The organism is Ramlibacter sp. (assembly GCF_028292805.1).
Classification (GTDB): Bacteria; Pseudomonadota; Gammaproteobacteria; order Burkholderiales; family Burkholderiaceae_C; genus Ramlibacter.
Genome location: NZ_JAQGLS010000314.1, coordinates 1 through 19,321 on the forward strand (window position 1 = coordinate 1; position 19,321 = coordinate 19,321).

The window sequence follows — 19,321 nt, forward strand, 5'->3', positions numbered from 1 at the left end:
GAGCGTCACATGCTGGTCGACCTGATCCCCGCAGCGAAATTCGGGCACTCGCCCAACCGGTGCCTGGGCCTCTACGCGCTGGACGAGGCGACCGACGAAGTCATCACCTTCCGCGCGCCGCACACGATCATGGCGACCGGCGGCGCGGGCAAGGTCTACCTGTACACGACCAACCCGGACACGGCCACCGGCGACGGCATCGCCGCCGCCTGGCGCGCGGGCTGCCGGGCGACCAACATGGAGTTCATCCAGTTCCACCCGACCTGCCTGTACCACCCGCACGTCAAGAACTTCCTGATTTCGGAAGCGGTGCGCGGCGAAGGCGGCCGGCTGCTGCTGCCGGACGGCACCCGCTTCATGCCCAACCACGACCCGCGGCTGGAACTGGCGCCGCGCGACGTGGTGGCACGCGCCATCGACTTCGAGATGAAAAAGCATGGCCTGGACTGCGTCCACCTGGACATCTCGCACCAGCCGCCACAGTTCGTGCGGGCGCACTTCCCCAACATCCATGCGCGCTGCCTGCAACTGGGCATCGACATCACGCGCGAACCGATCCCGGTGGTGCCGGCGGCCCACTACACCTGTGGCGGCGTGCACACCGACCTGGCCGGCCGCACCGACCTGCCCGGCCTGCAGGCGATCGGCGAGACCGCCTGCACCGGGCTGCACGGCGCCAACCGGCTGGCCAGCAACTCGCTGGTGGAATGCATGGTGTTCGCGCGCGCGGCCGCCGCCGACATCCTGGCCGCGCCGCAGCCGGCGCCGCCGGCCGTGCCGCCCTGGGACGCCAGCCGGGTGACCGATGCCGACGAGACGGTCGTCATCTCGCACAACTGGGACGAGCTGCGCCGCTTCATGTGGGACTACGTGGGGATCGTGCGAACCAACAAGCGGCTGGACCGCGCCGCCCACCGCATCGAGTTGCTGCAGGGGGAGATCGCGGAGTTCTACGGCGCCTTCCACGTCAGCCGCGACCTGCTGGAGCTGCGCAACCTGGTCACGGTGGCGGACTTGATCGTGAAGTCGGCGCGGGCCCGCCACGAAAGCCGCGGCCTGCACTTCAGCCGCGACTACCCGCAGCTGGCGCCGGTGGCGCTGCCGACGACGCTGGTGCCGGGCTGAGACCCGGCGAGCGACCTCTGGCCCACCCGGCGCGCGTCCGGACTGGGCGCGCCCGGCGCTCGCGGCCCCGTCCTACCGCGCCAACGGGCGCCAGGCCCGAGACTGCCGCCCGTGGAATCCGTCCACCCGACCCCCTCGCACCGCGACCACGCATGGCAATGGCTCGGCCTGGCCGCCTGGCTGGCCGTGACCGTCGCCGCCGCGGCGCTCGGGGCCATGGCATCGGTGAACGCGGGCGAGTTCTACCAGCAGCTGGCGCTCAACGCGCTGTGGTCCTGGCTGTGACCAGCTGGGTTCAGCTGGGTTCAGCTGCCACAGAGTCAGCCAGCGGCCAGCGGCCGGCTGCCGGAGAAGGTGGCCGGCTCGCAGCCAGCCTCAGGTTCCGGCCCCGCCCGGGAACAACTGATGCACCAGTTCCTGGATCTTCTTGTCGCCCGCGATGAACTTGTTCAGGTTGGCACCTCCGCTCATCGCGTCGTACTTCGCCTCGCCGACCTTCTGCCCCGCGCGGTAGACATTGATCTCGGCGTAGGCCATGTACAGGGCCATGTCCCAGCGCCAATTGGCGGTGTAGGTGGAAGTGACCGGACAGTCGGTGGTGGCGGCGCCGGCGGGGAGCTGGCGCACTGTGTAGCCTTTGGATCCCAGCGCCTGGCGGTAGGCATTCAGGAACCCGGCACGCACGGCCGGGTTCTCGATCACGCAGATCTGGCGCTCGCTCAGTCCTTCGACCGCCCGCACGTTCTGGTGAATGGCGCAGCCGCTCAGCAGCAGGGTGCCGCCCAGTCCGGCCAGTGCCAGCATCCGCTGGATCTTCATTCGCTCTCTCCCTTGTTGTCGTGCAGGCATTCTTTCAGCTCTGCCGTGGCAAGGGAAGTGGGTATTACCCCATGGCTGGGGCCGCGCGAAGAATAGCGCTGGCCGTGCCAGCGGCTAAGCCGCGCCGATGTTCGGCACCAGCGCCCCGGCGGGTTGGCCCGACTTGATCGCCGCGGTGAAGGCCAGCATGCGGTCGATCGGCAGCTTGGCCCGCTCGGCCAGCGCCGCATCGATCAACACCTCGTTGGCGCCGGTCTCCAGCACGTGGGCCAGCCCGGCCAGGCCGTTCATCGCCATCCACGGGCACTGCGCGCAGCTCTTGCAGGTGGCGCTGTTGCCGGCGGTCGGCGCCTCGATGAACACCTTGCCGGGGTTCAGCGTGCGCAGCTTGTGCATCATGCCGCTGTCGGTGGCCACGATGAAGGTGCGGGCGTCCATCTCGCGCGCCGCCTTCAGGATGGCGGAGGTGGAGCCGACCGCGTCGGCCAGCGCCACCACGTCCGGCGGCGCCTCCGGATGCACCAGCACCTTGGCCGCCGGATGCTCTTTCTTCAGCGCTTCCAGCTCGAAGGCCCTGAACTCGTCGTGCACGATGCACGCGCCGTTCCAGAACACCATGTCGGCACCGGTCTCGCGCTGGATGTAGCTGCCCAGGTGCTTGTCGGGCGCCCACAGGATCTTGTGGCCCTTGGCCTTGAGCGCACCCACGATGTCGAGCGCGCAGCTGGAAGTGACCAGCCAGTCCGAGCGCGCCTTCACCGCGGCGCTGGTGTTGGCGTACACCACCACCGTGCGGTCCGGGTGCTGGTTGCAGAACGTGTCGAACTCGTCGGCCGGGCAGCCCAGGTCGAGGGAGCAGGTGGCATCCAGGTCCGGCATCAGCACGCGCTTTTCCGGGGACAGGATCTTGGCCGTCTCGCCCATGAACTTGACGCCGGAGACGACCAGCGTCTGCGCCGGGTGGTCGCGGCCGAAGCGCGCCATCTCCAGCGAATCGCTGACGATGCCGCCGGTCTCCTCGGCCAGGTCCTGCAGGTCCGGGTGCACGTAGTAGTGCGACACCATCACCGCGTTGCGCTCCTTGAGCAGGCCGCGGATGCGGTCCTTGAGCTCCTGGCGCTCGTGCGCGGTCGGCTCCACCGGCACGCGGGCCCAGGCGAAGCGGGTGTCGCAGGTGCTCCCCGGCAGCGGGTGCTCGTATTCGACTTGCTTGATCGGGATCACGGCGCTCATTGTCGTCTTCAGATGTCTCGCAGGCGCATGGAGAAGTCGGTGGCCTTCACGTCCTTGGTCAGGCCCCCGATGGAAATGCGGTCCACCCCGGTGTCGGCCAGCGCGCGAACGCGGTCCAGCGTGACGCCGCCCGAAATCTCCAGGATCGCGCAGCCGGCGTTGATGCGCACGGCCTCGCGCAGGGTGGGCAAGTCCATATTGTCGAGCAACACCATCTTCGCACCGGCGCCCAGGGCTTCCTCCAGCTGGGCCAGTGTCTCCACCTCGATCTCGATGAAGACGGCGCTGGCGGCAGCGCGCTGCGCCGCCAGCAGCACGGGCGTGACGCCGCCGGCGGCGGCGATGTGGTTTTCCTTGATCAGCACGGCGTCGTACAGCCCGATGCGGTGGTTGGTGCCGCCGCCGGCCTTGACCGCGTACTTCTGCGCCAGCCGCAGTCCTGGCAGGGTCTTGCGGGTATCGACGATCTGTGCGCGGGTGCCGCGCACGGCGTCCACGTAGGTCGCGGTGGCGGTGGCGACGGCGCTGAGCAGCTGCAGAAAGTTCAGCATGGTGCGCTCGGCCGTCAGCAGCGAGCGGGCCGCGCCCTCGATCTCGAGGACCACCTGGTCAGCGCTGCAGCGCTGGCCGTCGGCCACCAGCCACTTCACCTGCAGCGACGGATCGACCTGGCGCAGCGTCGCTTCGGCCCAGGGCGCGCCGCAGATGACGGCGCTCTCGCGCGCCAGCACGCGTGCGCGGGCGCGGCGGGCCGGATCGACCAGGCCGGCCGTCAGGTCGCCGCCGCCCACGTCTTCAGCCAGCGCGCGCGCAGCGTCGCCGTCGGCCAGCGCGGCCACTGCCGCTGGGGAGAAGTCGAACAGAACAGTCATGTGGCAAGCATAGCTGCAAGCCGGAGCCCGCGTTCGCAGCCGGTGCAAGCGAAAGTCAAAGAGCGGGCCATCCCGGAACCAAGCCGCATCGACCTGGAGCAACCGGTCAGGCAGACCCAGCTGGTGCTGGACTGACAGCTGCAGTGGCACAGCGCCGACGCCACCGAAATGGGCAGCGTCGACAATGGCGCCATGAACACCATCTATGCCCAGACGGAACCCAGCCGCGCGGACGTGGACGCGCTGGCGGGCGCGACGGTCATCGAATTTGGCACCCCCTGGTGCGGGTGGTGCCGCGCCGCCCAGCCGCTGATCGCCGGGGCGCTGTCGGGCCACCCGCAAGTGCGGCACCTGAAGATCGAGGACGGCCCGGGCCAGCCACTGGGGCGCAGCTTTCGTGTCAAGCTGTGGCCGACGCTGGTCTTCATGAAAGACGGCCAGGAGATCGGCCGCGTCACGCGCCCGGCCAACCTTGACCAGCTGCGCGAGCCGCTGGAACGGATCGACCCGCGCGGCTAAAGGTCCACCCGCTCAATCCGCCGCCCCTTCGCACGGTGTGCAAGCGCTGCTGGCGCACTCTGCAACGTGGAGCTTCGCGGCCGGGGCGGTCGCGCAAAGCCGCACACCTCACGCCCGGTCTGGATGCAGTTCGCAGCCAAGCAATGCGGCAGGCGCAATGGGGCCAACCTTGTGCGCGAACATCGCTAGGAACTTTCCGCCGCCGGCTCCCTGCCCATCAGCTCGGCAACCGCCTGCGCGGGCTCGAGCCGGCCATCGAGCAGGTCGACCACTGCGGCGGTGATCGGCATGTCGACCCCGAGCCGACGGGCCCGCTGGAGCACCGTGCGCGCCGAGTAGACGCCTTCGGCGACGTGCCCGAGCGACTGCACCGCCTGCTGCAGGCTCAGGCCCTCGGCCAGCAACAGGCCGACGCGCCGGTTGCGGCTCAGGTCGCCGGTGCACGTGAGCACCAGGTCGCCCAGCCCGGACAGGCCCATGAAGGTGTCGGCCCGGGCCCCGAGCGCCACGCCCAGTCGCGTCATCTCCGCCAAGCCGCGCGTGACCAGCGCGGCCCGCGCGTTCAGGCCCAGCGCCAGGCCGTCGCACAAGCCGGTGGCGATCGCCAGCACGTTCTTGACGGCGCCGCCGATTTCCACGCCAGCCAGATCGTCATTGGCGTAGACCCGGATGGCGGGCCCGTGGAAGGCGGCCACCAGGGCATCGCGCACCAGTGGCGACTCGCTGGCGGCCACCAGCGCGGTGGGTTGGCCGCGTGCCACTTCCTGCGCGAAGCTCGGCCCACTGAGGGCACCGGCCGCCAGCGCGGGCGCGACCTCGGCCCGCACCTCGTGTCCGAGCAGGCCATGGTGGCCCTGCGACACGGGCGCCTCGAAGCCCTTGCACAGCCAGGCCACGGGCCGGCTGCAATCGCGCAGCAGCAGCAGCATCTCGCGCAGGCCCGCCATCGGCGTGGCGACGATCACCAGGTCGTGGCGCGCCGCCAGCTGCGCCAGCGCGGGCGCCGGCAGCGCCGACAGCGCAACGGCGTCACAGAACGGGAAGCCGCGAAGGTATTGCGTATTTTCGCGCGTGGCCGCCATGGCCGCGGCCTGGCTGGCGTCGCGCGCCCACAGCGTCACGCGGTGGCGCGCGCCCGCGCTGATGGCCAGCGCGCTGCCCCAGGCGCCGGCCCCGAGCACGAGGATGTCCATGGCGGGCTGCGCCGGCCGCGGTCAGACTGACGTGACGATGCGGGCGGGTTCGCCGTCCGGCTGGCCGGCCTGCTGCTGCTGCTGCTGCTGCTCGTACATGGCCTGGAAGTTGATCTCGGCCAGGTGCACCGGCGGGAAGCCGGCGCGAGTGACGAGGTCGGACACGTTGGCGCGCAGGTAGGGGTAGACGATCTGCGGGCAGGCGATGCCCATGATCGCCTGCAGCTGGTCTTGCGGTACGTTGCGGATCTCGAAGATGCCGGCCTGCTTGACTTCGACCAGGAAGACCGTCTTGTCCTTGATCTTGGTGGTGACGGTGGCCGAGACGGCCACTTCGTACATGCCGTCGGCGGCCTGCTGCGCCTCCACGCCCAGCTGGATGTCGACGCTGGGCTGCTCCTGCTCCAGCAGGATGGCCGGGGAATTGGGCTGCTCGAGCGACGCTTCCTTCATGTAGACGCGCTGGATCTGGAACACGGGTTCGTTGTTGTCGGCCATGGCTTGTGCCCTTAAGTGCGAATGAAAAGGCCCACCGGACTGCTGGCGGCGGGCGCTGCTGCGGCGCAGGCGGGGATTATCTCAGGCCGGCCCCGCCCGCTCAGGACGGCGTGCCGTTGAGCAGCGGCATCAGGCCGCCCCGCCCGTCCAGCGCCACCAGGTCGTCATGGCCGCCCACATGCGTGTCCCCGATGAAGATCTGCGGCACCGTGCGGCGGCCGGTGATCTCCATCATCTTCATGCGCTCGTCGGGCAGCATGTCGATGCGGACTTCTTCGATGGCTTCGACGCCCTTGGACTTGAGGATCTGCTTGGCGCGGATGCAATAAGGGCAAACGGCCGTGGTGTACATCTTGACGGATTGCATAACTTCCCAGTTGGGGGTGTTCAGGCTTTTTCCAACGGCAGGTTAGCCTCTTTCCAGCCTTTGAGCCCGCCGCTGAGTGCGACGGCCCTGGCGTAGCCCAGGCTTTTGGCGACGGCCAGCGAGCGCTGCGCCCGCGCGCCACTGGCGCACACCAGGATCACCGGAAGCGCCTTGTTCTTGACCAGTTCGGGCAACCGCTGCTGCAGCTGGTTCACCGGGATGTTCCTGGAGCCACCGATGTGTTGCACGGCGAATTCCTCCGCCTCGCTCACGTCGATGACGACGCCCTTTTCCCGGTTGATCAGCTGCACCGCCCCATTGGCGGATACCCCACCGGCGCGCACGCCACGGCCAAGGGCCGGCCACATCAGCATGCCGGCGGAAACGACGGCCACCAGGATCAGGGCCCAGTTGTCCAGTAGAAACTTCATTCAAACCTTTCTTCGGCACCGGGTCCGCCCGGTGCAGCCCCCGATTCTAGAATGCCGGGTTGACCTCCACTCCTTTGGCCGCCATTCCCATGCACAAGCTCGTCCTGATCCGCCACGGCGAATCCACCTGGAACCTGGAAAACCGCTTCACCGGCTGGACCGACGTGGACCTGACCGCGACCGGCATCGCCCAGGCAAAAACCTCCGGCCAGCTGCTCTTGGCGCAAGGCCTCGACTTCGACCTTTGCTACACCAGCGTGCTCAAGCGGGCGACCCGCACGCTGTGGCACTGCCTCGACGAGATGGACCGCACCTGGCTGCCGGTGGCGCACTCGTGGCGCCTGAACGAGCGCCACTACGGCGCGCTGCAGGGGCTCAACAAGGCGGAAACCGCGCGCAAGTTCGGCGACGCCCAGGTGCTGGTCTGGCGCCGCAGCTACGACACGCCGCCGCCGCCGCTGCCAGCCGACGATCCGCGCAGCGAACGAACCGACATCCGCTACGCCGGGCTGGCGGACGGGCAGGTGCCCTTGACGGAGTGCCTCAAGGACACCGTGCAAAGAGTTCTGCCGTTCTGGAACGAATCAATCGCACCCGCGATCAGAGCAGGCAAGCGAGTGCTGGTCGTGGCCCACGGCAACTCGATCCGGGCGCTGGTGAAGTACCTCGACCAGGTCTCGGACCAGGACATCGTGGGGCTGAACATTCCCAACGGCGTCCCGCTGGTGTACGAGCTGGACGCGCAGCTGAAACCGCTGCGTCACCACTACCTGGGTGACGCCGAGGCAGCCGCCAAGGCGGCCGCGGCGATGGTGGCCCAAGGCAGCAGCGCGCCCTGATGGTGCGGCGGGCGCAAACAGGCTTGTAGGACGGTTCCTGCGTAAATACGCGTTTTTTTCACACGCGCCGGTGTTCCGAAAGGAACCGCCCGATTGCCGGATGGATCGGACAACTTTCGCAGGTGTATATTGAAGTCGAGAGGACTTGCTGAGCCCATGAGCCACAAACTGAAGATTGCCGGCTGGATTTCCGTTGGTGCCCTCGCCGGCGCACTGACCACGGTGTCCTTGCAGACCGTCGCGCGCGGCTCGCTGGCCCCGTTGCCGCTGGAGGAGCTCCAGCAACTGGCAGCCGTCTTCAGCATGGTCAAGACCGACTATGTGGAACCGGTGGACGAAAAGAAGCTGATTTCCGATGCCATCTCCGGCATGGTGGCCAGCCTCGATCCCCACTCCCAGTATTTCGACAAGAAGTCCTTCAAGGAATTCCGCGAGGGAACGTCCGGCCGCTTCGTCGGCGTCGGCATCGAGATCTCGCAGGAGGACGGCCTGGTCAAGGTGGTCTCGCCGATCGAGGGCTCGCCCGCCTTTCGCGCCGGCCTGAAGTCCGGCGACATGATCACCAAGATCGACGAGACGGCCGTCAAGGGCCTGACGCTGTCGGAAGCTGTCAAGCGCATGCGCGGCGAGCCGAACACCAAGGTCAGCCTGACGATCTACCGCAAGGACGAGAACCGCAGCTTTCCGGTGACCATCACCCGCGAGGAGATCAAGACCGTCTCCGTCAAGGGCAAGGTCATCGAGCCGGGCTACGGCTGGATCCGCCTGTCGCAGTTCCAGGAACGCACTGTGGACGACTTCGTGCGCAAGGTGGAGGAGCTGTACAAGGCCGAGCCGAACATGAAAGGCATGGTGCTGGACCTGCGCAACGACCCGGGCGGCCTGCTCGATGCGGCGGTCGCGATCTCCGCGGCCTTCCTGCCCGAGAACGTGACGGTTGTGTCCACCAACGGCCAGCTGCCGGAATCCAAGTTCGCTTACAAGGCCTCGCCCGAGTTCTACCAACGCCGCGCCGGCGCCGATCCGCTACGCAAGCTGCCGCCGCAGCTCAAGAACGTGCCGCTGGTGGTGCTGGTCAACGAAGGCTCGGCCTCGGCCAGCGAAATCGTCGCCGGCGCGCTGCAGGACCACAAGCGCGCCATCATCCTGGGCAGCCAGACCTTCGGCAAGGGCTCGGTGCAGACGGTGCGCCCGCTCGGCCCGGACACCGGGCTGAAGCTGACCACCGCGCGTTATTACACGCCCAGCGGCAAGTCGATCCAGGCCAAGGGCATCGTGCCGGACGTGATGGTGGACGAGACCGAAGAGGGCAACGTGTTCTCCGTGCTGCGCACCCGCGAAGCCGACCTCGACAAGCATCTGAACAGCGGTTCGGGCGCGATCGAAGCCAAGGATCCGGGGCGCGAGAAGGCGCGCGAGGACGCCCGCAAGCGGGCCGAGGACGAAGCCAGGAAAACCCCGGCCGAGCGCAAGACGGCGCCCGAGTTCGGCAGCGACAAGGACTTCCAGCTGGTCCAGGCGCTGAACCAGCTCAAGGGCCGGCCGGTGCTGATCTCCAAGACCCAGGTCGTGGAGAACAAGGAAGAGAAAAAGGAAAACTGATCCTTTCTCTCGATGAAAAGCGGCCCCCCGGGGCCGCTTTTCACTGGACCACCGCAATGACATGCAGGGCGGTCGTCCACCGATAGCGGCTGCTGCAAAAACTCGCCTGCGACTTTTTGCAGTGAGAATCCAGGGATGACCGACGACCAGCTCCTGCGCTACTCGCGCCACATCCTGCTGGACGAAGTGGGCGTGGAGGGCCAGCAGCGCCTGCTGGATGCCCATGTCCTGGTGATCGGGGCCGGCGGCCTGGGCTCGCCCGCGGTGCTGTACCTCGCCACGGCGGGCGTCGGCCGCATCACCCTGGTGGATGACGACGCCGTCGACCTGACCAACCTGCAGCGCCAGATCGCCCACACCACCGAGCGCATCGGCCAGCCCAAGGCCGCGTCGGCGCTGCAGGCGGTGCGCGCCATCAATCCCGAGGTGCTGGTGCGCCCGCTGGTGCTGCGCGCCGATGCCCGGGCGCTGGACGAGCTGGTGCCGTCGGCCGATGTCGTGCTCGATTGCAGCGACAACTTTGCCACCCGTCAGCTGATCAACCGCACCTGCTTTGCCCATGGCAAGCCGCTGGTGGCGGGCGCGGCGATCCGCTTTGACGGCCAGGTGAGCGTGTACGACCCGCGGGGGGCCGACTGTCCTTGCTATGCCTGCGTGTTTCCGCCGCAGGCGGACGTGGAGGAGGTGCAGTGCGCCACCATGGGCGTGTTCGCGCCGCTGGTGGGCATCATCGGCACGATGCAGGCGGCGGAGGCCCTGCGTCTGCTGCTGGGGGTGGGCAGCTCGCTGGCCGGACGGCTGCAGCTGCTGGACGCGAGAACGATGCAATGGACCCAGATGCGGGTCCGTCGGGATCCTGCCTGCCCGGTCTGCGCCGGCAGGCCGGGCGTCAGCGGGCCGAGTGCTCCAGGCCGAAGCTGACCAGCACCAGGTCGTAGCTGGGAGCGGCGCCGACCATCTGCACTTCCGCATGGGCGGGGGCACCAAGTGCGACCAGGCCGGCCGCCAGCAGGGTGCCGAAAAAGATCATCGAGGTTTGCAGGAACAGCTTCATGGGATTGCCCTTGACGGTGCGGGAACCCGCGCCATGAGACCAATATCGCAAAGTTGCATCTATTTGTCCGTCGGCTTACGGCCGGGCTGCGTGTCAGCACCCACCTACATTGGGCGGCAGGTAGGACAGATCCCACAGCCGCACCGGAAACCGCTGGCACAATGCCGCCAGCCCGGGCTGCGGGGAACGTCCCGCGCACGACGCGCCGACAGCAGGCCAAGTGGAATTGCGAACCTACATCGTCGAAGACAACGCCACCATTCGAGACAACCTGATCGGGACCCTCGAGGAGCTCGCGTCTGTGGTTTCCCTGGGGTGGGCGGAAACCGAGGACCAGGCGCGGGCCTGGTTCGGGGCGCGCAGCGGCGACTGGGATCTGGCGATCGTCGACCTTTTCCTCAAGCAAGGGAGCGGCCTGGGCGTGCTGGAAGCCTGCCGCAACCGCGGACGCCACCAGCGGGTGGTGGTCTTGAGCAACTACGCCACCGCGGACATGCGCGAGCGTTGCAACCAGCTGGGCGCCGATGCCGTCTTCGACAAGTCGAACGAGATCGACGCCCTGGTGGACTTCTGCCTGGCCCTCGCCCAGCGGCCCCAGGCCGCTTCGTGAAGCCGCAGGGTCAGTCGATCAGCTTGTTCTTGAGCGCGTAGTACGTCAGGTCGCTGTTGGAGGAGAGATTCATCTTCTCCATCAGGCGGGTGCGGTACGTGCTGACCGTCTTGACCGACAGCGACAAGGCCTTGGCGATGTCGCCGGCGGTCTCGCCCTTGGCCAGCTTGAGGAACACCTGGAACTCGCGCTCGGACAGTTGCTCATGCGGCGCGCCGCCTTCCTTGCGGTTGAGCTGCTGCGCCAGCAGTTCAGCCACGGCCGGGGAGATGTAGCGGCGGCCCAGCGCAATGGTGCGGATCGCGTTGACGATCTCCATCGGCTCGCATTCCTTGTTCAGGTAACCCGATGCGCCCTGGCGAATGAGATTCATCGCGTAATGCTCTTCCGGGTACCCGGAGAGGATCAGGATGCCGACATCCGGCGCCTTGGCGCGGATCATCCCCAGTGCGTCGATGCCGCTTTGGCCGGGCATGGACAGGTCCATCACCAGGACGTCCATTTCCGTGACACGGACGAGGTCGATTGCTTCGCGACCGCTCGCCGCCTCGCCGACGACTCGCAGGTCGACTTGCTCGGAGAAAAACTGCTTGAGTCCCGAGCGAACGATAGCGTGGTCATCCACAACGCCGACTTTGATCATGCTTCACCTTCCGCGCCAAGCTTGTTTCATTGTGCCCCACTTCCGGTTGGAAATGGCCTACCCTTGAGTCATGACGCCAGAGGATTTTATTCACATCAGTGAGGCTTTAGGGTGAAATCGCGGGCTTCTTTCGCGTTACCAAGAGTCGCAATCAGCCTGATCCTTGCCGTCATGGCCGCGCTCGTGCTCATCGCCATCAATGAAACCGGCTACAACCGCTCGACCCAGGCACTCGAGCAGATCGACGACTATTCGCGCACGCGCAATGCCGTCAACCGTCTGCTGCAGCACGTGCTGGACGCCGAAACCGGCTCCCGTGGCTATCTTCTGACCGGCGACCCCCGTTACCTGGAGCCTTACAACGCGGCCGTGGTCGAGATCAGCCAGAACCTGGAGTCGCTGCGCGCCAGCTATCCCGAGGAAGCGACGGAGTCGGCCACCCTGGCGCAACTGACGCGCAACGTCCAGCGCAAGCTGGCCGAGATGGACCTGTCGGTGCGCATGCGCAAGCAGGGCAACGAAGACGCCTGGAAGTTCGTGCTGATGACGGACGTCGGCAAGGAGCACATGGACGCCATCCGCGACCAGGCTGGCAAGCTCATCCAAAGCGCCACGACCGGCATGGTCGCCGCCCAACAGCAGGTCGAGCAGACTTTGATCCTGTCGCGCGTGGGCATTGGCGTGGTTGCCCTGGCCGCGCTGACCGCCTTCTACCTCTACCTGCGCCAGAGCACCCGGCTCAAGCTCGCCGGCGAGCAGCAGCAGCGCGCCCTGCAGCAGGAACGCGACCTGCTGGAAAGCCAGGTTCGCGAACGCACGGCCTCGCTGGCGCAGCTGGCCACCCACCTGCAGCAGGTGCGCGAGGAAGAGCGCGGCCACCTGGCGCGAGAGCTGCACGACGAACTCGGCGCCCTGCTCACGGCCGCCAAGCTGGACGTGGCGCGCCTGAAGTCCAAGCTGGCCGGCCAGCCCCCGGAGATCGGGCAGCGCCTGCAGCACCTGACCGAGACGCTCAACAGCGGGATCGCACTGAAGCGCCGGATCATCGAAGACCTGCGGCCGTCGTCGCTGGCCAACCTCGGTCTGACCGCCGCCCTGGAGATCCTGGCGCGCGAATTCTCCGAACGCTCCGGCATCGAGATCGCCACCAGCCTGGAAGACGTCGCCCTGGATGACTCCGGCCAGCTGACGGTGTACCGGCTGGTGCAGGAGTCGCTGACCAACGTGGGCAAGTACGCGGAAGCCACGCAGATCGACATCAGCGTGCACAGCTACAGCAACCATGTCGAGGTGGAGATCAAAGATGACGGCAAAGGGTTCGACCCGCAAGCCGTGCGTCCGTCCACGCACGGCCTGGCCGGCATGCGGCACCGGGTCGAAGCGGCGGGTGGCCGCTTCGCCGTTGCGTCGCAGCTGGGTGCCGGCACGCGTGTCACGGCGGTCCTGCCCAAGGCCCCGCTGGCCATCGCCGCGCTGACCTGACCTCGCACCCGTAGGTCTTGTCCTACACCCGAGCCCCCTTGTCGCCGACACCCGGTCACGCCGGGTACTGAGCCTTGGCTCAGCGGATGGCCCTAAGCTCGCCACAGGCACGGATTGGCCTTGGCTCCACCCGGCGCGAAGGCCTTTTTGCGGTGGAGCCTTGCTCTCCTGCAAGTCTGACCCGGTCGCCAGCAGCCGCCCGCAGGGGCATTCGTATCCCCAACAAGAGAGGACTCCGACATGAATTCCGACCACCAGACGCTAGAGAACACCCGCAGGATGGCCAACGAGGCGATGGAGCGCGCCAGCAACCGTGTCAACAGCTTGCGCACCGGCGTGCACGACGCGGCCAGCCGCGGCGCCAGCGCAGTGTCGGAACGCGCCGCCGCGGCCCAGCGCTACATGGGCGAGTACGCCAGCGCCAGCACCCGCTACGTCACCGACCATCCCCTGAAGTCGGCCCTGATCGCCGCCGCGATCGGCGCCGCCGTCGCCGGCTTGGTGCTGGCCATGCGCAGCCGCCGCGACAGCGACAAGCACTTCTAACTCGCAGGCCATGATCCACCCGATCTTTTCGGTGCTGATCTCCAAGCCGGAGCTGGTCCTGGACCATGTCTCCGGCTACGGCGCGCTGTTGCGCGAGGAAACCTCCACCGCCGGGACCGAGGTGGCCAAGCGGGCGATCGCCTGGGGCGTGACACTGGTCGCGTTCCTGCTGTTCCTGATCCTGGCCGGCGTCGCCGTCATGCTTGGCGCCGTCCAGGGCTTCCACTGGGCCCTGGTGGTCGTGCCCGGCGTCGCGCTGGCGTTCTCGGTGGCCGGCTTCCTGGTGGCGCGCAAGCGCCTGCCGCCGCAGATGTTCACCGAGCTGAAGGCGCAGCTCGACGCCGACGCGCAGGCGCTGCGCGCCATCGGCGCGCGCTCATGAAGCCGACCACGACAACCACCAAGACGACGCGGAGGATGCATGTCTGATGCTTCGGACAAGCTGGCCCGCAGCCGGCAGGCCATCGTCGCGCACCTCGCGCGGCGCGAGCGGCGGCACGACCCGCGCGAGGAACCGGCGCGCGAGGACATCGGCTACGAAGCCGGCGACTACGCGAGCCAGGATCGGGAGCCGCCGGGCGCAGGCTGGTTCGGGCACATGCGCTACGCGGTGGGCACCTGGTGGCGTCACCATCCGGCGCATATGGCGGTGGAACTGGTCTCGCCCGTGATGCGCAACTACGCGCGGCGCAAGCCGGTGCAGTTGCTCGCAATCTCGGTCGGGGTGGGCGCGGCGCTGACGCTCGCGCGGCCCTGGAAAGTGCTTTCGGTGACCACACTGCTGATCGCGCTGCTGAAGTCGTCGCACCTGCCTGGCCTCTTGATGGCAGCGATGTCCGCCTCGGATTACCGCAAGGACAACGACCGTCCTGACTGAATACGCAAGCCGGGAGGTGTGGTGCGGCCACCCGGCAGGCTTTTGGCAAGCAAACGCACCGTTGCAACGAAAACCACCCCCATCGGGAAGGAGTCTCCACATGAAACACGCTCGCGCTCTTGCATTCGCCGTCCTCACCGGCCTGACCCTGGTCTCCACCGGCTGCGCCGTCATGCGCGGCCAGACCGACGCCGGCACCTACGTCGACGACCGGACGATCACCGCGGCCGTGAAAGCCAAGCTGATCGAAGACCGCACCACCGGCGGCCTGTCGATCAACGTGGACACGCTCAACGGCGCCGTGGCCCTGTCCGGCTTTGCCAAGTCCTCCGCCGAAAAGCAGCAGGCTGAAAACATCGCCCGCTCCACCCGTGGCGTGCGCGAAGTGCGCAACAACCTCGTCGTGCGTCCGTAAAGGCGTTCACTGAAAGACCGCCAAAGCGGTCTTTCATGCGATGGGAAACAAAAAGGGCCGCTGATGCGGCCCTTTTCTGTTGGAGCAGGGAGTTCAGCCGAGCGTGAGCTGGTTGTCCACCGACCGCACATTCGGCACGGCGCCGGCGATCTCCGCGGCCTTGTCCCTGGCGGCCGGGTCCGGCGCCTGGCCGCGCAGCGTGACCTTGCCGCCGTCGCTATGCACGTCGATCTTGATGGCGCCGAAGTTCGGGTGCGAAGCCAGCGTGGCCTTGACGTCCGCCGCGATCTGCTCGTCCGGGTCGAGCGCCCGCGCCGCGGTGGGAGTCGCGCCGGCAGCGGCGGTGTCGTTGGCCACGCCCTGGGCCGAGTCTTGGTCCTTGGCGCCGTCCATGCCCTGACGGTTGATTTCGACGTTGGCTTGCGCCGGCAGCGGCATCTCGGTGTTTTCGACGCGGTCGCCGCAGCCGCCCAGGGCCAGCAACGCCGCCAGCGAGACAGCGCCGATCGCGCCCTTTCTGAAAAGTCCTTGCATGTCGTCGTCCTCTTTTTCGCTGTCGGTGTGGCACGGGGTGTTCTGCCCCGCCAAGCTAGTGTAGAAGTTCAGCCGGCCCGCGGCTGGTCGGGCCGGTTCGTACGGGGACGTAGGATAAACACAGAGCGCGGCCTAGACAGCGGCGTCACCTTCCATCTCGCGCAGGATGCGATCGAGGCGCTGCGACAGCTTTTCGGTCGACAGCTTTTCGCGAAAGCGCTCCACCATGAGCGGCACGCTCATCGGACTGGGATGGCGCAGTTGCACGAAATCCAGCTGCTTGTCGCGCATTCGCTCCAGCGTGGTGCCGAGCCGCGCGATTTCCAGCTCCTGGCTGAGCACTTCGCGTTCGGCCTGGTTCAGCAGCAGGTTGCCGGCGTCGTACTTGCGGAACACCTCGAAGAACAGCGCGCTGGAGGCTTGCAGCTGCCGTGTGCTTTTGGGCTGGCCTGGATAGCCGGTGGAGATCAGCCCGGCGACGCGGGCGATCTCCCGAAAGCGCCGTTGCGCCAGCTCGGTGGAGTTGAGAGACGCCAGCACGTCGTGCAGCAGGTCGGCAGCGCCGAACAGCGCGCCGCTGGTGACCGGCTCCAGCTCGAACGGCGCGGCGCTGACCAGCTCCAGGCCGTAGTCGTTGATCGAGATGCTGAAGGTGTTGGGCCGATCACGCGCCAGCCGCCAGGCCAGCAGGCTGGCCAGTCCCAGATGCACGTTGCGCCCGGCGAAGGGGTAGATGTACAGGTGCTGGCCTTCGCGCGACTGGAAAGCCTCCACCAGCAAGGTCCGCGGGGTCGGGATCTTCGACAGCCGCTGCTGGGTCAGCAGCATGGGCCGCGCGGCCTCCAGCTCCGGCTCGACGAACTCGCCCTGCGCGGCGGCCTGCATCATCACCAGCACCGCGTCGCTCAGCTCGGTCGACAGCGCCATCTTGCTGCCCATCCAGGTCGGCACCGTGCCCGTGTTGCGGGTGGCCTTGCGCACGTAGGCCGCCATGTCCTTGACGCGGATGAACTCCAGCAGGCGGCCGGCGAAGTAAAAGCAGTCGCCCTTGCGCAGCCGCGCGATGAAGCCCTCCTCCATCGTGCCCAGCACACCGCCAGTCAGGTACTTCACCTGCATCGAGGCGTCGCTGACGATGGTGCCGACGCCCAGCCGGTGGCGCCTGGCGACGCCGGCGTCCTTGACGCGGTAGATGCCGTCCTCGCCGCGCACGATGCGGTGGTATTCCGGATAGGCGCCCAGGCTCTCGCCGCCGCGCTCGCAGAAGGCCAGCGCCCAGTCGAACTCGGCCCGCGTCAGCATGCGGTACGACCACGCCGACGCCACTTCCGCGTACAGCGCATCGGCCTGGAAGCCGCCGCCCAGGGCCACGGTGACGATGTGCTGAACCAGCACATCGAGCGGCTTGTCCGGCGGCGTGCGCTGTTCCACGCGGCCGCCCCGGGCCGCCCAGCGCGCCGCCGCCGCCTCGATGATCTCCATGGTGTTGGTGGGCACCAGCGTGACACGGCTGGCGCGGCCCGGGGCGTGGCCGCTGCGGCCGGCGCGCTGCATCATCCGCGCCACGCCCTTGGCCGAGCCGATCTGCAGCACCCGCTCCACCGGCAGGAAGTCCACGCCGAGGTCGAGCGACGAGGTGGCCACCACCGCGCGCAGGCTGCCTTCCTTCAGGCCCTGCTCGACCCACTCGCGGGTGGCCCGGTCCAGCGAGCCGTGGTGCAGCGCGATGTGGCCGGCCCATTCCGGCCGTGCCTGAAGCAGCAGCTGGTACCAGACTTCGGCCTGCGATCGCACGTTGGTGAAGACCAGCGTGGTGCCGGAGCGTTCGATCTCCTGGACCACCGGCATCTGCATGCGCGCCCCCAGGTGACCGGCCCACGAGTACTTGCCGGGGTCGGGCGGGATCAGCGTGTCGATCAGCAGCGTCTTGTCGATCTTGCCGCGCACCAGCCGCGGCGGCGGCTGCGGGTCCTGCCCGCACAGCACCGCCATCGCCTCGTCCAGGTTGCCCAGCGTGGCGCTCAGGCCCCAGCTGACCAGCCGCGGATGCAACTGCCGCAGCCGCGCCAGCGCCAGCTGCGCCTGCACGCCGCGCTTGCTGCCGATCAGCTCGTGCCATTCATCCACCACCACATAGGCGACGCCCGCCAGCTCGTCCTGCATCGCTTCGCGCGTGAGCATCAAGGTCAGCGATTCAGGCGTGGTCACCAGCACCGTCGGCAGGCGGCGGTCCTGCCGCGCCCGTTCGGCGCTGGGCGTGTCGCCGGTGCGCAGGCCGATCGTCCAGGTGGGCGCGAGGTCGCGCAGCGGTTCCGCCAGCGCCTTGGCGGTGTCCGATGCCAGCGCCCGCATCGGCGTCAGCCAGACCACCCGCAAAGGCTCGGCGGCGCGGACCGGCGGGTGCCGCGCCAGCAAGGCGTCCAGCATGCCGAGCCAGACCGCGTAAGTCTTGCCCGAGCCGGTGGTGGCATGCAGCATGCCGCTGCGGCCTTCGGCCACCGCCTGCCACACCTCTTGCTGGAAGGCGAACGCCTGCCAGCCGCGGGCGGCCATCCAGGCCAGGGCGGGCTGCGCCAGGCGCGGCGAGGGCATGGGGTTTGCGAGGAGGATGCTCGATTCGATCAATCAATTGTGCGGCAACCAGCGTCCTGCAACGGGCCCTCGCCCGCACTGGAGACACCCATGCGACGCCGCCATTGCCTGCTTGCCGCCCTCGCCTTCGGGCTGGTCGCACTCACCGCCGCCCCCGCGGGCGCTCAGGACAAGCCGCCGCTGAAGATCCTGGTGGGCTTTCCGGCCGGCGGCTCGGCCGACGTGATCGCCCGGATGGTAGGCGACGCCCTGCGCCACGACTTCGTGCCGGTGACGGTGGAAAACTGCCCCGGCGCCGGCGGCCGCATCGCCCTGGCCGCCGCGAAGAACGCCAGGCCCGATGGCCAGACCGTGGTCGTGCTGCCCAGCGGGCCGATGGTGCTGTTCCCGCACGTCTACCGCAAGCTGGAATACGACCCGGTCCGCGACTTCACGCCGGTCTCGCTGATCGCCCGCTTCCAGTTCGGCGTGGTGTCCGGCCCGGCCAGCAATGCGAAGAACGTGCAGGAGATGCTGGCCAAGGCCAAGGCCGACCCCAAGGGCGCGACCTACGGCTCGCCGGGCCTTGGCACGCTGCCGCACTTCATGGGCGTGCTGATGGAGCAGAGCGTCGGCGTGCCCTTCACCCACGTGCCGTTCCAGGGCGGCGCGCCGGCCAACACCGCGCTACTGGGCGGTCACATCGGCTACAAGTTCGACGTCGTGTCCGAAACCGCCGAACTGCACCGCGGCGGCAAGGTGCGCATCCTCGCCGTGACCGGCTACCTGCGCGACCCGCAGGGGCCCGAGGTGCCGACGCTCAAGGAGTCGGGCGTGGACATGGACGCCACCGCCTGGTTCGCGATGTACGCGCCGGCCGGCCTGCCGCCGGAAACATTGGCGCGGCTGGAGCGGGCGATGGTGGCGGCCCTGCGCAAGCCGCAGCTGCAGGCCGCCATGCTCAAGCTCGGCTACGAAACCGTCGGCTCCACCTCGGCCGAACTGGCGGCGACCCAGCGCGCCGATCTCGCACGCTGGGAAAAGCCGATCAAGGCCACCGGCATCACGCTCGAATGACTTTTCAGGAAACG

General features: G+C 68.1%; 24 protein-coding genes. 13 read left to right on the forward strand and 11 right to left on the reverse strand.

Features of this window, described 5'->3' with window-relative positions; genetic code table 11:
- Both nadB and JWP65_RS19115 read left to right on the forward strand, forming a co-directional pair.
- The coding region (nadB, locus tag JWP65_RS19110) for an L-aspartate oxidase (RefSeq protein ID WP_299766629.1) at nucleotides 1-1,125 on the forward strand (1,125 nt) is incomplete at its 5' end.
- A gap of 111 nt (nucleotides 1,126-1,236) precedes the next feature.
- The gene (locus tag JWP65_RS19115; RefSeq protein ID WP_299766631.1) at nucleotides 1,237-1,410 is read left to right on the forward strand and encodes a hypothetical protein; all 174 of its coding nucleotides are present in this window, start codon (nucleotides 1,237-1,239) and stop codon (nucleotides 1,408-1,410) included.
- A 90-nt stretch (nucleotides 1,411-1,500) separates the two neighbouring features.
- Here the strand turns inward: JWP65_RS19115 and JWP65_RS19120 are convergent, their stop codons facing one another.
- From JWP65_RS19120 to nadC, 3 genes are all read right to left on the reverse strand, one after another.
- Nucleotides 1,501-1,944 carry an Sbal_3080 family lipoprotein gene (locus JWP65_RS19120; RefSeq protein ID WP_299766633.1) on the reverse strand — a complete coding sequence of 148 codons (444 nt, stop codon included), beginning with the start codon at nucleotides 1,942-1,944 and terminating at the stop codon, nucleotides 1,501-1,503.
- 114 nt (nucleotides 1,945-2,058) lie between these two features.
- A complete protein-coding gene (nadA, locus tag JWP65_RS19125; protein ID WP_299766635.1) occupies nucleotides 2,059-3,177 on the reverse strand; it encodes a quinolinate synthase NadA in 1,119 nt (372 codons plus the stop codon).
- 8 nt (nucleotides 3,178-3,185) lie between these two features.
- Nucleotides 3,186-4,049 (reverse strand): carboxylating nicotinate-nucleotide diphosphorylase, encoded by an 864-nt coding sequence (gene nadC / locus JWP65_RS19130; RefSeq protein WP_299766637.1) that lies wholly within the window; start codon nucleotides 4,047-4,049, stop codon nucleotides 3,186-3,188.
- A gap of 192 nt (nucleotides 4,050-4,241) precedes the next feature.
- Here nadC and JWP65_RS19135 point away from each other — a divergent pair, with 192 nt between their 5' ends.
- On the forward strand, nucleotides 4,242-4,568 hold the full coding sequence (locus JWP65_RS19135; protein ID WP_299766639.1) for a thioredoxin family protein: 327 nt from the start codon (nucleotides 4,242-4,244) through the stop codon (nucleotides 4,566-4,568).
- A 185-nt stretch (nucleotides 4,569-4,753) separates the two neighbouring features.
- On the opposite strand, the gene JWP65_RS19140 is transcribed toward JWP65_RS19135, so the two are convergent.
- From JWP65_RS19140 to JWP65_RS19155, 4 genes are all read right to left on the reverse strand, one after another.
- Nucleotides 4,754-5,761, reverse strand: a complete 1,008-nt coding sequence (locus JWP65_RS19140) for an NAD(P)H-dependent glycerol-3-phosphate dehydrogenase (RefSeq protein WP_299766641.1) — start codon at nucleotides 5,759-5,761, stop codon at nucleotides 4,754-4,756.
- A 21-nt stretch (nucleotides 5,762-5,782) separates the two neighbouring features.
- Entirely contained in the window at nucleotides 5,783-6,259 is a 477-nt protein-coding gene (secB, locus tag JWP65_RS19145) for a protein-export chaperone SecB (RefSeq protein ID WP_299766643.1), read from the reverse strand.
- Between the two features lie 100 nt (nucleotides 6,260-6,359).
- Nucleotides 6,360-6,626, reverse strand: a complete 267-nt coding sequence (grxC, locus tag JWP65_RS19150) for a glutaredoxin 3 (protein ID WP_299766645.1) — start codon at nucleotides 6,624-6,626, stop codon at nucleotides 6,360-6,362.
- Between the two features lie 20 nt (nucleotides 6,627-6,646).
- Nucleotides 6,647-7,057, reverse strand: a complete 411-nt coding sequence (locus JWP65_RS19155; protein ID WP_299766647.1) for a rhodanese-like domain-containing protein — start codon at nucleotides 7,055-7,057, stop codon at nucleotides 6,647-6,649.
- A gap of 89 nt (nucleotides 7,058-7,146) precedes the next feature.
- Here JWP65_RS19155 and gpmA point away from each other — a divergent pair, with 89 nt between their 5' ends.
- The 3 genes from gpmA to JWP65_RS19170 all read left to right on the forward strand — a co-directional run bounded on the left by gpmA (nucleotide 7,147) and on the right by JWP65_RS19170 (nucleotide 10,419).
- Nucleotides 7,147-7,896, forward strand: a complete 750-nt coding sequence (gene gpmA, locus JWP65_RS19160) for a 2,3-diphosphoglycerate-dependent phosphoglycerate mutase (protein ID WP_299766649.1) — start codon at nucleotides 7,147-7,149, stop codon at nucleotides 7,894-7,896.
- Nucleotides 7,897-8,052: 156 nt separating this feature from the next.
- Nucleotides 8,053-9,498 carry a S41 family peptidase gene (locus JWP65_RS19165; protein ID WP_299766651.1) on the forward strand — a complete coding sequence of 482 codons (1,446 nt, stop codon included), beginning with the start codon at nucleotides 8,053-8,055 and terminating at the stop codon, nucleotides 9,496-9,498.
- A 135-nt stretch (nucleotides 9,499-9,633) separates the two neighbouring features.
- On the forward strand, nucleotides 9,634-10,419 hold the full coding sequence (locus tag JWP65_RS19170) for a HesA/MoeB/ThiF family protein (protein ID WP_299766652.1): 786 nt from the start codon (nucleotides 9,634-9,636) through the stop codon (nucleotides 10,417-10,419).
- Here the strand turns inward: JWP65_RS19170 and JWP65_RS19175 are convergent.
- Nucleotides 10,388-10,552, reverse strand: a complete 165-nt coding sequence (locus JWP65_RS19175; protein WP_299766654.1) for a hypothetical protein — start codon at nucleotides 10,550-10,552, stop codon at nucleotides 10,388-10,390. The genes JWP65_RS19170 and JWP65_RS19175 overlap by 32 nt on opposite strands.
- A 220-nt stretch (nucleotides 10,553-10,772) precedes the next feature.
- On the opposite strand from JWP65_RS19175, the gene JWP65_RS19180 reads away from it, so the two are divergent.
- Entirely contained in the window at nucleotides 10,773-11,162 is a 390-nt protein-coding gene (locus JWP65_RS19180) for a response regulator (RefSeq protein WP_299766656.1), read from the forward strand.
- A gap of 10 nt (nucleotides 11,163-11,172) precedes the next feature.
- On the opposite strand, the gene JWP65_RS19185 is transcribed toward JWP65_RS19180, so the two are convergent.
- Nucleotides 11,173-11,805: a response regulator transcription factor gene (locus tag JWP65_RS19185; protein ID WP_299766658.1), complete on the reverse strand. Its 633-nt coding sequence runs from the start codon at nucleotides 11,803-11,805 to the stop codon at nucleotides 11,173-11,175.
- A gap of 171 nt (nucleotides 11,806-11,976) precedes the next feature.
- On the opposite strand from JWP65_RS19185, the gene JWP65_RS19190 reads away from it, so the two are divergent.
- The 5 genes from JWP65_RS19190 to JWP65_RS19210 all read left to right on the forward strand — a co-directional run bounded on the left by JWP65_RS19190 (nucleotide 11,977) and on the right by JWP65_RS19210 (nucleotide 15,125).
- Complete coding sequence (locus JWP65_RS19190; RefSeq protein WP_299766660.1) at nucleotides 11,977-13,287, forward strand: CHASE3 domain-containing protein; 1,311 nt, start codon at nucleotides 11,977-11,979, stop codon at nucleotides 13,285-13,287.
- 240 nt (nucleotides 13,288-13,527) lie between these two features.
- Entirely contained in the window at nucleotides 13,528-13,833 is a 306-nt protein-coding gene (locus JWP65_RS19195; protein ID WP_299766662.1) for a hypothetical protein, read from the forward strand.
- 10 nt (nucleotides 13,834-13,843) lie between these two features.
- The gene (locus tag JWP65_RS19200; RefSeq protein ID WP_299766664.1) at nucleotides 13,844-14,215 is read left to right on the forward strand and encodes a hypothetical protein; all 372 of its coding nucleotides are present in this window, start codon (nucleotides 13,844-13,846) and stop codon (nucleotides 14,213-14,215) included.
- A 39-nt stretch (nucleotides 14,216-14,254) separates the two neighbouring features.
- Nucleotides 14,255-14,710 carry a hypothetical protein gene (locus JWP65_RS19205; RefSeq protein ID WP_299766666.1) on the forward strand — a complete coding sequence of 152 codons (456 nt, stop codon included), beginning with the start codon at nucleotides 14,255-14,257 and terminating at the stop codon, nucleotides 14,708-14,710.
- A gap of 100 nt (nucleotides 14,711-14,810) precedes the next feature.
- Nucleotides 14,811-15,125, forward strand: a complete 315-nt coding sequence (locus JWP65_RS19210; RefSeq protein WP_299766668.1) for a BON domain-containing protein — start codon at nucleotides 14,811-14,813, stop codon at nucleotides 15,123-15,125.
- 93 nt (nucleotides 15,126-15,218) lie between these two features.
- Here the strand turns inward: JWP65_RS19210 and JWP65_RS19215 are convergent, their stop codons facing one another.
- Together JWP65_RS19215 and JWP65_RS19220 are read right to left on the reverse strand one after the other, a co-directional pair.
- Complete coding sequence (locus JWP65_RS19215) at nucleotides 15,219-15,659, reverse strand: BON domain-containing protein (RefSeq protein WP_299766670.1); 441 nt, start codon at nucleotides 15,657-15,659, stop codon at nucleotides 15,219-15,221.
- A gap of 132 nt (nucleotides 15,660-15,791) precedes the next feature.
- On the reverse strand, nucleotides 15,792-18,251 hold the full coding sequence (locus tag JWP65_RS19220; protein ID WP_299766672.1) for a ligase-associated DNA damage response DEXH box helicase: 2,460 nt from the start codon (nucleotides 18,249-18,251) through the stop codon (nucleotides 15,792-15,794).
- 90 nt (nucleotides 18,252-18,341) lie between these two features.
- Here JWP65_RS19220 and JWP65_RS19225 point away from each other — a divergent pair, with 90 nt between their 5' ends.
- The gene (locus tag JWP65_RS19225) at nucleotides 18,342-19,307 is read left to right on the forward strand and encodes a tripartite tricarboxylate transporter substrate binding protein (protein WP_299766674.1); all 966 of its coding nucleotides are present in this window, start codon (nucleotides 18,342-18,344) and stop codon (nucleotides 19,305-19,307) included.
- Nucleotides 19,308-19,321: the final 14 nt, after the last annotated feature.

What these genes read in the sequence shown, in the direction of transcription:
- nadC (WP_299766637.1), bottom strand. Translation starts at nt 4,049, where the DNA reads ATGACTGTTCTGTTCGACTTCTCCCCAGCGGCAGTGGCCGCGCTGGCC.
- JWP65_RS19210 (WP_299766668.1), top strand. Translation starts at nt 14,811, where the DNA reads ATGAAACACGCTCGCGCTCTTGCATTCGCCGTCCTCACCGGCCTGACC.
- JWP65_RS19140 (WP_299766641.1), bottom strand. Translation starts at nt 5,761, where the DNA reads ATGGACATCCTCGTGCTCGGGGCCGGCGCCTGGGGCAGCGCGCTGGCC.
- grxC (WP_299766645.1), bottom strand. Translation starts at nt 6,626, where the DNA reads ATGCAATCCGTCAAGATGTACACCACGGCCGTTTGCCCTTATTGCATC.
- JWP65_RS19170 (WP_299766652.1), top strand. Translation starts at nt 9,634, where the DNA reads ATGACCGACGACCAGCTCCTGCGCTACTCGCGCCACATCCTGCTGGAC.
- JWP65_RS19220 (WP_299766672.1), bottom strand. Translation starts at nt 18,251, where the DNA reads ATGCCCTCGCCGCGCCTGGCGCAGCCCGCCCTGGCCTGGATGGCCGCC.
- JWP65_RS19185 (WP_299766658.1), bottom strand. Translation starts at nt 11,805, where the DNA reads ATGATCAAAGTCGGCGTTGTGGATGACCACGCTATCGTTCGCTCGGGA.
- JWP65_RS19120 (WP_299766633.1), bottom strand. Translation starts at nt 1,944, where the DNA reads ATGAAGATCCAGCGGATGCTGGCACTGGCCGGACTGGGCGGCACCCTG.
- JWP65_RS19165 (WP_299766651.1), top strand. Translation starts at nt 8,053, where the DNA reads ATGAGCCACAAACTGAAGATTGCCGGCTGGATTTCCGTTGGTGCCCTC.
- JWP65_RS19135 (WP_299766639.1), top strand. Translation starts at nt 4,242, where the DNA reads ATGAACACCATCTATGCCCAGACGGAACCCAGCCGCGCGGACGTGGAC.
- JWP65_RS19195 (WP_299766662.1), top strand. Translation starts at nt 13,528, where the DNA reads ATGAATTCCGACCACCAGACGCTAGAGAACACCCGCAGGATGGCCAAC.
- nadA (WP_299766635.1), bottom strand. Translation starts at nt 3,177, where the DNA reads ATGAGCGCCGTGATCCCGATCAAGCAAGTCGAATACGAGCACCCGCTG.
- secB (WP_299766643.1), bottom strand. Translation starts at nt 6,259, where the DNA reads ATGGCCGACAACAACGAACCCGTGTTCCAGATCCAGCGCGTCTACATG.
- JWP65_RS19215 (WP_299766670.1), bottom strand. Translation starts at nt 15,659, where the DNA reads ATGCAAGGACTTTTCAGAAAGGGCGCGATCGGCGCTGTCTCGCTGGCG.
- JWP65_RS19155 (WP_299766647.1), bottom strand. Translation starts at nt 7,057, where the DNA reads ATGAAGTTTCTACTGGACAACTGGGCCCTGATCCTGGTGGCCGTCGTT.
- gpmA (WP_299766649.1), top strand. Translation starts at nt 7,147, where the DNA reads ATGCACAAGCTCGTCCTGATCCGCCACGGCGAATCCACCTGGAACCTG.
- JWP65_RS19175 (WP_299766654.1), bottom strand. Translation starts at nt 10,552, where the DNA reads ATGAAGCTGTTCCTGCAAACCTCGATGATCTTTTTCGGCACCCTGCTG.
- JWP65_RS19190 (WP_299766660.1), top strand. Translation starts at nt 11,977, where the DNA reads ATGGCCGCGCTCGTGCTCATCGCCATCAATGAAACCGGCTACAACCGC.
- JWP65_RS19205 (WP_299766666.1), top strand. Translation starts at nt 14,255, where the DNA reads ATGTCTGATGCTTCGGACAAGCTGGCCCGCAGCCGGCAGGCCATCGTC.
- JWP65_RS19200 (WP_299766664.1), top strand. Translation starts at nt 13,844, where the DNA reads ATGATCCACCCGATCTTTTCGGTGCTGATCTCCAAGCCGGAGCTGGTC.
- JWP65_RS19225 (WP_299766674.1), top strand. Translation starts at nt 18,342, where the DNA reads ATGCGACGCCGCCATTGCCTGCTTGCCGCCCTCGCCTTCGGGCTGGTC.